At 44.8% G+C, this 8,756-nt stretch carries 9 protein-coding genes; 3 read left to right on the forward strand and 6 right to left on the reverse strand.

Features of this window, described 5'->3' with window-relative positions; all coding sequences use genetic code 11:
- Window positions 1-88: 88 nt before the first annotated feature.
- The 5 genes from C4B57_04590 to C4B57_04610 all read right to left on the reverse strand — a co-directional run bounded on the left by C4B57_04590 (window position 89) and on the right by C4B57_04610 (window position 2,962).
- Entirely contained in the window at window positions 89-403 is a 315-nt protein-coding gene (locus C4B57_04590) for a hypothetical protein (protein PXF55194.1), read from the reverse strand.
- A gap of 15 nt (window positions 404-418) precedes the next feature.
- Complete coding sequence (locus tag C4B57_04595; protein ID PXF55195.1) at window positions 419-763, reverse strand: PemK family transcriptional regulator; 345 nt, start codon at window positions 761-763, stop codon at window positions 419-421.
- Window positions 763-993, reverse strand: coding sequence for a hypothetical protein (locus tag C4B57_04600; protein PXF55196.1), 231 nt, complete (start codon window positions 991-993; stop codon window positions 763-765). The genes C4B57_04595 and C4B57_04600 overlap by 1 nt, the downstream gene beginning before the upstream one ends.
- A 65-nt stretch (window positions 994-1,058) precedes the next feature.
- Window positions 1,059-2,363 carry a hypothetical protein gene (locus C4B57_04605; protein ID PXF55197.1) on the reverse strand — a complete coding sequence of 435 codons (1,305 nt, stop codon included), beginning with the start codon at window positions 2,361-2,363 and terminating at the stop codon, window positions 1,059-1,061.
- Between the two features lie 83 nt (window positions 2,364-2,446).
- Complete coding sequence (locus tag C4B57_04610; protein ID PXF55198.1) at window positions 2,447-2,962, reverse strand: chemotaxis protein CheW; 516 nt, start codon at window positions 2,960-2,962, stop codon at window positions 2,447-2,449.
- A 337-nt stretch (window positions 2,963-3,299) separates the two neighbouring features.
- Here C4B57_04610 and C4B57_04615 point away from each other — a divergent pair, with 337 nt between their 5' ends.
- On the forward strand, window positions 3,300-3,737 hold the full coding sequence (locus C4B57_04615) for a cytochrome C (protein ID PXF55213.1): 438 nt from the start codon (window positions 3,300-3,302) through the stop codon (window positions 3,735-3,737).
- Window positions 3,738-3,779: 42 nt separating this feature from the next.
- Complete coding sequence (locus C4B57_04620; GenBank protein PXF55199.1) at window positions 3,780-5,414, forward strand: hypothetical protein; 1,635 nt, start codon at window positions 3,780-3,782, stop codon at window positions 5,412-5,414.
- A gap of 106 nt (window positions 5,415-5,520) precedes the next feature.
- Here C4B57_04620 and C4B57_04625 read toward each other — a convergent pair whose 3' ends face one another.
- Window positions 5,521-6,918, reverse strand: a complete 1,398-nt coding sequence (locus tag C4B57_04625) for a hypothetical protein (protein PXF55200.1) — start codon at window positions 6,916-6,918, stop codon at window positions 5,521-5,523.
- 265 nt (window positions 6,919-7,183) lie between these two features.
- On the opposite strand from C4B57_04625, the gene C4B57_04630 reads away from it, so the two are divergent.
- Entirely contained in the window at window positions 7,184-8,644 is a 1,461-nt protein-coding gene (locus tag C4B57_04630; GenBank protein ID PXF55201.1) for a hypothetical protein, read from the forward strand.
- Window positions 8,645-8,756: the final 112 nt, after the last annotated feature.

Here is an 8,756-nt window from a genome sequence, read left to right on the forward strand (position 1 = left end):
GGATTATAGCTTCTGAAATTGTAGTTCATGAGGCCCTCAAAAAGCAATTATCATGTTGAAATTATATAATATTTTACCGAATTCGGCCTCATTTTGCAACTAATATTTGCGGGACAGACTCATTGGGAACGATCTCGCTAAGTTTCCGGAAGTGGCTGTCTTCCCTGAAAAAACTCGTCAGATTGGTAGAAAGGGAATCGATCATGGTAACAAACTCACTGACTCCCTCTTCGGTCGTCACATAACGATAGTAATCTGCAAAAGATTTGAAGTTACCTTGCCTCAGGCGCTTGCCCAGCCGGGCCTTTACAAGCTCCTTTTTGCCTTCATGCAGGTTGATGCCGCACTGCTCATAGACAAGACGGCGAATCTTTTCAAAATCAGTGTCCCTCAGTTCATACATGATCAAGCGTATAATTCATGATAGTGCCAGACTCAATTTAATGGCCTTATCAACTGCATCCATCCTGACCTTGCTGACTCTGCCAAGGCGTTTCTCCAATCTCTGCTTTGTAACTGTAAGTATCTGGCTTGTTTTTATGATCGAAGGACGATCAAGCCCTCCATCAGGGGGTTTAACTTCAACATTCATGGGATAAATCTTCACGGAGCTTGAAATTGCAGCCACAATAGTCGTTGGTGCCTTTTCATTGCCAATATCATTCTGAATAACAAGTGCAGGTCGTTTACCTGCCTGTTCACTTCCCCTGGCAGGATTCCAGTTAACAAGCCATACCTCACCTCTTTTGGGGAAATTGGCCATTATAAGACCTCTCTCTGGGCTTCAAATGTGATATCTGCAAAGGCCTTGTCCTCTTTAGCCATTTCTTCATAACCTTTTGCCATGAGGGCATCTGTTTCCTTTTTTAGCCATAAGCTGAAGGCCTCCTGGGCAAGCTGACTTTTTGCCATATTGAGAGTTTCTGATGCCTTTTCGATAGCCGCATAGAGCTCTCCATCGATGGTCAAGCTGACCTTTCTCTTGGTTCTCATTCTATACCTCCTATTTTACGTATTATTCATACGATAATAGGTAGTATTTATTGTCTTGTCAATGTCTAAAAATCCCTGAAATCCCCGTCATCCATGGAAATGACCCCTTCAGGCCTGACTTCCTCTGCACCGTGAGCTGCTACTGCCTTATTCTTGACCTTTCCCACCGAGGCCTCAAGGACCTTTTTGCCTATGGTCTTTGTCTTTTTCATTACCCCAGGCTGCCTCCTGCCTGTTCCATTACCATTACCGCCGACCAGGGCCATCAGGTCGCCCACAAAGGCCTTCATTTGTTCGGCCTGGGCATTCAGCTCTTCAGATGCAGAGGCAGACTCCTCGGCATTGGCCGCATTTTGCTGGATGACCTTGTCCATCTCGGCCACGGCCCTGTTGATCTGATCAATGCCCTGGGACTGCTCATTGGAGGCAGCGGCAATCTCACCCACAAGCTCATTCGCCTTGGATACACTCTGGACCACTTCGGCAAAGGCCTCATTCGTCCTGGCCACAAGCCCGGATCCATCCTTGACACTCTTGATAGTGCCTTCGATCAGGTCTGACGTGTTTTTGGCGGCCTCTGCAGACCGCATGGCAAGATTCCTGACCTCTTCCGCCACCACCGCAAATCCGGCGCCATGCTCACCGGCACGGGCCGCCTCAACCGCTGCGTTCAGCGCGAGCAGGTTTGTCTGGAACGCGATCTCATCTATTGTCTTTATGATCTTGGACGTCTCCTCGCTTGCCCTGGATATCTCTTCCATGGAACGGGTCAACTCGGACATGGAATCATTGGCCTTGCCGACTATCTGGGTTGTCTCCTTCATGAGGGCATTTGCCTGACCGGCATTGTCCGCATTCTGCTTTGTCATGGAGGTCATCTCTTCCAGGGAAGAAGATGTCTCCTCAATGCTCGATGCCTGCTCTGCAGCGCCCTCGGCCAGGGACTGGCTGGCGGATGAGACCTGACCGGAGGCAGCGGCAACCTGATCGGACCCATCGGACAGGCCGTCAACGACACGGTTGATGGGTTTGGTGATGGAACGCGTAATAAAAAAGGCAAGCATGGATCCAAGGATAATCCCTATCAGCGTCCCGATAAGCATAATACTGTTGGCCGCAGTAATCCGGGAATGTATCAGCTCTTCCTGCTCGGAACGCAGCTTATCACCCAAGGCCAATAATCCCCTGGCGCCCTTTACCATTTCTTCACCAGCAAGGTCTTGTCTATTCGTAAGTGACACGTAATTATCAAAGGCCTTTCCGCATTGATTTATATTATTGTAGCCCACAAAGGCCACTATAATGAGCAAGACCAGCATAATTGCAAATCCGCCGGCTATCTTGGTCCCTAACTTTAGATTATTAAACATGATTATTCTCTTGTAAGCGTTCACGGAACGTTGAAATTAGGAAATTGGAAATTTGGCCTTCATGCTAACCCGAATTTCTAATTTCATGCCGCTTTGTCTAAAATGTTAAGTTCTTCAGCATTCAATACCTGATCAATATCGAGCAGTATCTTGACACCTCCCTTTACCTTGGCCATACCCATGATATACTCGGTACTTAATCTGCTCCCAAAGCTCGGGGTATCTTCTATTTCATCGCTCTTGATATTCAGGACCTCAGACACGGAATCCACCACTATACCCACCATTACCTTCTTTCCGGATGTACCTGTAATATCAACTATGATTATGCATGTACGTTCACTATATTCGAGCGGCTCCATAGCGAACTTCAAGCGGAGATCAATCACAGGAATGACCTTCCCCCTGAGATTTATGACCCCTTTTACATAGTCCGGTGTCTGAGGCACAGAGGTGATGTTCATGATACCTATGATCTCTTTTACCTTGAGGATCTCCAGGCCATACTCTTCGCCATCCAACTCAAAGGTGAGATACTTTCCCTCTCTGCTTGCTGGAGACATTTTGCCTCCTGTCGTTTCTTTTGGTTCAACCTGCATTGTTTATAACCTCCTTTATCATTAATCACTATTAATGATGTACCTTTCGGTACAATGGAAAAAAAACTTGAATTACCCGCGCACCAGGAAGCAGGTAATTAAAGTTTTTTTGATTATGGTCGATAACTCACTAAAGATGTTAGACCAGGGTAAAATTACAACGTTGGTAAAATTACTAACGTTACGGCAACAAACTTGCCCGGAATGGGCATCGAACAGGTATGGGATCCCGATACAAACAAAAAAAGAGATTGGGAGATCCTTCGCAAAGGAGGCGGATATGATGGAAAAAATGAAATCTGTGATCTGTTTTACGCTCTGCTGTGGGATAGTGGCAATGGGGAGTCTTGTATGGTGTTCCTTAAAGCTTGCATCTGTCTGGGCTGCAGAGAAAACCTATGTTGGCTCGGAGGCCTGCCAGGAGTGCCATGAAGACGAATACAAAAGCTTTAAAACATACGCCAAAAAGGCCCATTCTTATGAAAGCATCTCAAGTATGAGAAAAAACCTCACTGACGCCGAGTTTCGCACGTGTTTTGAGTGCCATACGACCGGATTTGGAAAGCCGGGCGGCTTTCAGTCCTTACAGGATACACCTCACCTAAAGAATGCAGGATGCGAGGTATGCCATGGCCCAGGAAGTCTTCATATAGAATCCGAGGACCCTGAGGATCTCAAGAAGAACCTGACAGCAAAGGACTGCGAGACGTGTCACAGCCAAGAACGAGTAGCTGCCTTTGATTACAAGCCCCTGATCCATGGCGGGGCGCACTGATCCTTACTGGGAATAAGCTGATGCATATAGGAGGATGAAAAAATGTTAAGAGAATTGTTTGGGAGCCTGCAGGCTAAGGTGCTTGCTGCCCTCACAACACTTTTTCTGGTCGTGCTTGGCTCTATCATCTATGTCAACATGTGGGATCACACAAAGGATGTTAGGGAAAAGACCAATGAGGCAGGCCATGAATTGGCCGATTCAATATACACGAGTATGATTTTTCCCATGTCCAAAGGTGATAGCCGCACCATCAAAAAACAAATGGCCGAGTTGAGAAAGAGTGCCAAAGATATGGAGGTCCTCATCTTTGGTACTGACAAAAAGGTTGTTTATGCCTCCGAGACAGAAAAGGAGGGGACATATCTAACCCAACAGATCCGTGAAGCTTCCCTCAAAGAGGCATTGGATACCATGTTGAGTGACGGCAAGGTCCTGAAAACAGGCTACGAAGAGATCATAGGAGGAAAACGATATTTTTCAGTGCTGCGCCCAATCTTGAATGAAACGCGCTGTTATCATTGCCATGGCTCAAGCCATCATGTCCTGGGCGGATTAGTTGTCAGACAGCTCAACGAAAAAATGTATGCAAGCATTTCTGCCCTTCGCACCAGGAACTTGATCATGGGTCTCGGCGGTGCCCTTTTAACCATTCTGTCGGTCTATTTTTTGATTGCCAGGCTGGTCGTCAATCCTGTCAAGATGTTAAAGGACCAGGCCGACGCCATAGCGAGCGGGGATTTGACCCGTCACTTGACCCTCAAATCTCGCGATGAATTAGGTGCTCTGGCTGATTCATTCTCTCATATGGCTGAGTACTTGAACAAAACAATCGGTATCGTAGAAGAAAGCGCCATACAATTAGCTGAGGGAGCAAGCGAGCAGGCAAGTGCGGTAGAAGAGACTTCCTCGTCCATAGAAGAAATATCATCAATGATGAAAAAGAACACTGAAAACAGCAATGAAGGGAACAGGCTGATGGGTGCTACGGAACAGGTCCTGGCAGATGGAAACGTTTCGATGAAGGCGTTGATAAGCTCCTTGCAAGAGACATCAGCGGCCAGTGATAACATCGGCAAGATCATCAAAACCATCCAGGAAATCGCCTTCCAGACAAACCTGCTTGCCCTGAATGCCGCTGTGGAGGCAGCTCGTGCAGGGGAGGCCGGTTCCGGGTTTGCCGTGGTGGCTGAGGAGGTCAGAAACCTGGCCATGAGGTCTGCCGAAGCAGCCCAAAATACGGAAAAGCTCATTGAAGATATCGTCCACAAGATTAAGAATGGGACAGACCTGGTTCAAGAGACCGACGAGAAATATCGTGAGGTAGCTGTTAGCACACACAAAGTGGCCGGCCTGATCTCTGAGATTGCTGCTGCCATCCAGGAACAATCAGAAGGAATCGAGCAGGTGAATAGGGCCATCTCCGAAATAGACAAGGTGGCTCAAAACGGTGCAGCCTCGGCAGAAGAGCTTTCTTCCACGGTTTCAATATTCAAAACCAGTGGCCGTCGTGACCTAAAAGGCGGACAGACTGATGCAGAAAGTAAAGGGGCTGGTAGCACGGTCCGAAAACCGGCAGAAATGGTCAAGGGCAAACAAATAGCCATTCCCAAAGCAGAGGAAATGAAACCTAATCAGGTTATCCCCCTGGATGACGGTGATTTCAAGGACTTCTAAACAAGCCGTCATAGTCCAAAGCTGATAAGAAATCGCGCAACTGTTCACGGGGTAGGCAGATTTTTCCACTGGTACCATCACCTCTGGTTGGTGGTACCATAAATTTTTAGATGACCATGAAGGAATCTGCCCAGTATACGGAGTCCATATAATAGCGGGGGAGATCCTCTTCACCCAAACCAAGAATGCCCGCCATCTCAGCAACTCCTTCCCAATCTCCCTTTTCGTAATATACCACAAGCTTCAAATAATGATTTAATTCTCCTCTTCTATATACAAGGGCATTCTTGATACTTTCTGACAAGGAAAGTTTTTTCATCAGGTTCTCCATTGAGTCATCCATTATGGCATCAATGAGTGAAAAGAGCCCGACGGTAAAGAGTGTCGACGGCTTGGCCATGAAGCTGCCCCGACCTCCCATCAATTCACAAAATTTGGCTCTGATAATGGAAGCCCGAACCAATTCATCAGGCTTGTCAGAGGCCAGTTTTGTCATCGCTGCAAGAGAAAGGAAGCGCCTTAATTCATATTCTCCAAGAAGAACAGTCGCCTGTTTGATAGAAGATATATTTTCCAGCCTGCTGAAATAGGCGGAATTGATATACCGCAATAGTTTGTAAGAAATACCAACATCACGCGATATAAATCTCTCTAACTCATCAAATCGGAAGTCTTCCTTGTTAATTTCGGCCATTATTTGCATCAGCGTAATCTTGGAGGTCGGGATATCCCTTCCTTTCAAGATCTGAGGTCTACCGAAAAAATATCCCTGAAAATAAACAAAACCCATTTCCAAGGCTTTCTGAAACTTTTCATGAGTTTCCACCTTCTCGGCCAGGAGATCGACATCGCACTGAGATAATTTTTCAACCAGCTCGTATATCGCTTCCATAGGTGTCGATCTGAAATCGATCTTTACGATTTTTGCCAGAGAGATAAGCGGCATACAGTTCGGTCTGAATAAGAAATCGTCAAGTGCAAGGCAGTAACCCTTATCTGCCATCTCTCGGCATGCGTTTATCACATCCTTTTCAGGTTTTACGCCCTCTAAGATTTCAACCACAGTTCTCTCTCTGGGGAACATAAGGGGAATCCGGTTTACCAATAGATCTTGGGTGAAATTGATAAAGGCCCTTCTTTTACCTGTGATCTTTTCCATCCCAATCAGGAGAAAGCTACTGGAGAGGAGTCTGGACGTGGCCATATCCCCATCTACGTTGGGGAAAAAGTTGGACATTCCTCCTCTGAAAAGGAGCTCATATCCGAATACCTTTTTACTCTTAGTGAATATAGGTTGCCTGGCGATGTAAGTCTCCATTTTATCTCCTGAAAAATATTCTTGGTAAGATCTCATAAATCGGGGTATTGACTTCTGGATTCCCGCGAAGGCGGGAATCCAGAGAATTGGCATACCAAAGCGTTTACCGCAACTTATTGAGGAGATACCATTCTTGACAAATAAGCGGTGGTTTTGATTGTGATTTTTTAAGAAAGCAAAAAGCATACCCCGTGATGGTTTATTAACAGTGTGAGCGGTTACCTTGGTGTCGTGTAGTATGGGAATAGTAAGATGCGCGCCTTCGTTGAAAGATTGGAGAATTCGTCAAATAATTGACAGGTCTCACGAATCAACGGTTTAAGTTTTCGCTCAACCCTAAACCCTAAACCCTGAACCCTGAACCCTGAACCTGTGAGGAGCGCAGGGAGCAATTGGTATATAAATTGCTTTAATCTTGACAGCGTATTTGCATAAATTGTCTTTATTGCTGATGGTAAAAATGACCTTTTCCAAGTTAGAGATTTTACATAACAATTTTCCTGTCCTTATTGCCTTGATGGCATTGCTCATTTTTATCCCCTGTGCAAAAAGTTCCGGGGAAGGGGCTGAAGATGCATTCTACAGTGTCCAAATAGCTGCGTATAAAAATCTTGATGAGGCCAACGCGATGATAGAATCGCTGAATGCACAAGATCTTAAACTTTTTTGTAAAAATGTGAATTTTTCTAAAAAAGGAAGGTGGTACCGCGTACTGGCAGGTAAATATAAAAGTAGACAGGAGGCATTGGATGCCGGGCAGACCCTGAAAAAGAAAGGGATAATTAAGAATTTCATAATACGAAAATTTGATCCCCCTGTTATTGATCCTGAAAATGGGCGCATTTCGACCTCGAAAAAGGCCGATTCATTGAATACAGAAAAAAATATACAACTTGAGACGGCTTCAAGGGATCGAACAGATCCTCAAACGGCAGATAAGAGATGCGGAGAGCCATCTTTATATAATGCTGCCATTAGGGATTTTAAGTCTGGAAGCTATAAAGATGCCTTGGGCAAATTAGAGCAAATAATTCAACATAAAGATTTCAAAGATATGGAAAAAGAATCCATATTAAGACATGTGGGTGATTGTTATTATTTTCTTGGAAAGAAAACAGATAATAAAAAGTATTTGTTAAAAGCTGTAGATCAATATAGAAATCTCATTCGCGACTATCCTGATTTAAAAAAAGGAGATGCCTTAATAACCATCTATAGGCTTGCCAAAAGTTATGAGTATTTGAATCTTTATCAAGAGGCATTGACAGAATTTAATCGTCTTTATTCGAGATATCCTGAATCAGAATACATTCCTGAAGCTATGTTTATGATTGGTAAAATGTATTACCGAATGGGGAAGTTTGATAGGGCAATTGAGAGTTTTAAGAAGTATGTAAAGAGATTCCCGGATGATGAGCATGTCAAGGACGCATATTTTGGTATAGGAGATTGCTATTCCCGGATGCGTCAATTTGATGACGCTGATATTTGGTATGGTAACGCATTGAAGAGATGGCCTGCCCTAGAGAAGATATCAAAAAATGATATTTTTCAGCTAGGGTCATTTTATCTCCAGACAGGAAAATATGATCAGGCCTTAAAGACTTTTTTTATATTTGTGAGTCTATTTCCTGAAGAAAAATACTCTAAAGATGTTCTTTATAAGATCGCTCGTTCCCTTGTGGGGGCGGATCAACTATCTCGTGGTCTCAAAATGTTAAGTTTAGTGATCAGAAGATATCCCAAAAGTAAGGAGGCCCAAGAAAGCGCAGTAATTATGGCAAATATCGCAGCCTTAAATTCCAAGGCAGAAGCGCCAATTATGGCAAATATCGCAGCCTTAAATTCCAAGGCAGAAGCGCCAGTATATATTTCTGCATATGATGACATGATAACAGAGCGTGTCCCGTAAATCATATCAGCCGAAGATTTCGATTCGGCCAAATTTTGGCCTTATGCCCCTCTGGACTTTCTGGAAATGCTGATTATTGAGATTCATTGTCATAAGAGCCTTATTCCACCCC

It is taken from the genome of Deltaproteobacteria bacterium, from assembly GCA_003194485.1.
Classification (GTDB): domain Bacteria; phylum Desulfobacterota; class Dissulfuribacteria; order Dissulfuribacterales; family UBA3076; genus UBA3076.